Below are 2630 nucleotides of genomic sequence, written 5' to 3' on the forward strand. Positions count from 1 at the left end.
GATCTGTTTCTGCTGCATCAGCACGGCTACGACAAACTGAGCCTTTACGATGGCTCGATGGGAGAGTGGGCCAGGGATCCCACGCTGCCGATCGAGACGGATTGAATTTGCTCGGACCTGGGGCCGTCGTAAATGCGAAGGTCCCGGATGTCGCTTCGCTCATCCGGGCTACGCTCACTACCGGGATATTCACCTAACTCGCCAATCGTGGCCCACATTCACTGAAGTGGCGAGTTACGGCTTCAGCTCCGACCCGCCTTACGGTCTATGGACCTCTTGAAACATGGTAACACTTGTGTTACCCTACGGCAATGTCTGAAATCCGCTACTACGTCGCCTCCGACGGCCAGGAGCCCTTTGCCGACTGGTTTGCGGACTTGGAGGCGGTTGCGCGAGCCAAGGCGACGCGGGCTTATCGCCCGGTTGGAGCAAGGCAGCTTCTCCAATGTGAAGTCGATTGGTGAAGGCGTGCTCGAATATAAGATCGATTTTGGGCCAGGTTACCGCGTCTAGTTTGGGCGTGACGGTGAAGCGGTGGTGATCCTGCTACGGGTGGCACGAAGAAGCGCCAGCAGCGGGATATCGCTACGGCACACACCTATTGGCAGGACTATAAACAAAGCAAGCGCGGACGGCGCTGAAGGAGACGGGAGATGGCAAGAACAAAGAGCTTCAAGGAACTGGTGCAAGGCCATGTCAGGAGCGACAAGAAATTTGCCGAGGCACTTCTGCGTGAAGCGGTTGATGCGTTTCTGAGCGGCGATGTCGATGTTGGCAAGACAATCCTGCGCGACTACATCAAGGCGACAGTGGGTTTTGAGAAGCTTGGCGCGGAAATCGACTCACCGCCCAAGAGCCTCATCCGCATGTTCGGACCGAGCGGCAATCCGCAGGCAAAGAACCTGTTCAGCGTGATCGCGTATTTGCAGAAGCGCGCGGGCTTGCGTCTTCGTGTTGCGGGCTAGTTGAGCGATTCCGTGAAACTTGTCGTATCCAAGCTCTCTGACCTCATTCTGAAGATGCGTCAGCCGTGGCCGTTCCTCCGATCCGCGTTGCGATTTGGCTTCGGGTCATGGTATCGATACCGGAGCGACGCACGCGCCGGATCTTTCGCCGATGTCAGACTATGTGATCCTCGACGAGCGCTTTTCCCGGCTGATCATCGCTCACGCCAAGCTGGAGCGGCTGTGGACGGGCTGCCGCTGGGCGGAGGGTCCGGTCTATGTGCCGGCCGCGCGGCATCTGCTGTGGTCGGACATTCCGAACGATCGCGTGCTGCGCCTGGTCGAGGACGACGGTCATGTCAGCGTGTTCGCGAGCCCCTGCGGCCATCATAACGGCCATACGCTCGATCGCGAGGGCCGCGTCATCGCTTGCGAACATGGCGGGCGGCGGATCTCGCGGCTGGGTGCCGACGGACTCTGGTGCGCGCTGGCGACGCATTACCAGGGCAAGCGGCTCAATTCGCCGAACGACGTCGTGGTGAAGTCCGACGGGTCGCTCTGGTTCTCCGATCCGACCTACGGCATCGACGGCTATTACGAGGGCGCGTTCGCAGCTTCCGAGATCGGCGCCGCGAATGTCTACCGGCTCGATCCGGCCTCCGGCGCGGTCGAGGCGGTGGTGACCGATCTGGTGCGCCCCAACGGCCTTGCCTTCTCGCCGGACGAGCGGAAACTCTATGTCGCCGACACCGGTGAGACCCACGTCGCCGGAACGCCGCGCGCCATCCACGCCTATCATGTCGGCGCGGATGGCCAGTCGCTTGGGCGCGAGGGCGTGTTCGCCGTGAGCGAGGCGGGCCTGTTCGACGGCTTCCGCGTCGATACGGCCGGCAATATCTGGGCGTCGAGTGCGGATTCGGTTCGTGTCTTCGCCCCCGACGGAACGATGATCGGGCGCATTCCGGTGCCGGAACTGGTCGCCAATCTCTGCTTCGGCGGCCGCCATCGCAACCGTCTCTACATCACCGCGCAGACCTCGCTGTACGCGATCTACGTCAACGCGCACCCCGCCGGCTGGCGCCCGGAGTGAGGGCAAACGACGGCCGAGGCCGCGTGGCGTCGAGCTCGCGCGCCGATGTCGAGCATCTCATTCGCCTTTGCCTTTGGCGCTGATGCGGGAATTGTTGAAGCATGAGACGGGTTGGATTTGTATTTTGGGGCTGATCGGGCTCTGGACTGCCGGGTCCCGGTCGAGCCGGGCGATGACCGCTTGAGTGAAACGGCGGCACCGCGCGAAAACCCGGTCGTCATCGCGGCGATGAGGCAAGATTTGGTGTGATTTGGGCTGTCAAGCCCCAATGTAAAAAATATTACTGTTTACTTTATGTTCGAATCAGTTTATTAACCGTTTCGTCTTATCCCAGATGAGGGGCGTATCGCGATCGTCAGACACGCGGGATGAGATGCGGTGGACGCGGCAGCGTCGGGCGTGGCTATGACATGGCAGGGCAGGATGTACATTGAGGTCGCCTGTGAGCTGATGAATGCTACGCAAGACGAACGGCGCTGAAGCGGACGGTGAAATCGTGTGGTCCTGACGCCCACAGCTGGCGTCAAGTCTTCGGAGGCTCGTTGGCCCAACCGGGCTCGACAAAACCTTAATCCGAAGGCGACGGTGGCAACAAG

The 2630-nt window shown here is 60.8% G+C and carries 2 protein-coding genes and 1 pseudogene; all 3 read left to right on the top strand.

Annotation, left to right across the window (positions count from 1 at the left end; all coding sequences use genetic code 11):
• Positions 1-105: pseudogene (locus ABSG20_RS34210) on the top strand (sulfurtransferase); the annotation flags it as partial.
• A 548-nt stretch (positions 106-653) separates the two neighbouring features.
• Positions 654-965, top strand: a complete 312-nt coding sequence (locus ABSG20_RS34215; protein ID WP_423868853.1) for a transcriptional regulator — start codon at positions 654-656, stop codon at positions 963-965.
• A 151-nt stretch (positions 966-1116) separates the two neighbouring features.
• Positions 1117-2034 carry an SMP-30/gluconolactonase/LRE family protein gene (locus ABSG20_RS34220; protein WP_423868854.1) on the top strand — a complete coding sequence of 306 codons (918 nt, stop codon included), beginning with the start codon at positions 1117-1119 and terminating at the stop codon, positions 2032-2034.
• Positions 2035-2630: the final 596 nt, after the last annotated feature.

The sequence above is a fragment of the Bradyrhizobium sp. genome, from assembly GCF_049512235.1.
GTDB lineage: Bacteria > Pseudomonadota > Alphaproteobacteria > Rhizobiales > Xanthobacteraceae > Bradyrhizobium.

Coding starts and splice junctions, on each gene's coding strand:
- ABSG20_RS34220 (WP_423868854.1), top strand. CDS start 1,117: ATGTCAGACTATGTGATCCTCGACGAGCGCTTTTCCCGGCTGATCATC.
- ABSG20_RS34215 (WP_423868853.1), top strand. CDS start 654: ATGGCAAGAACAAAGAGCTTCAAGGAACTGGTGCAAGGCCATGTCAGG.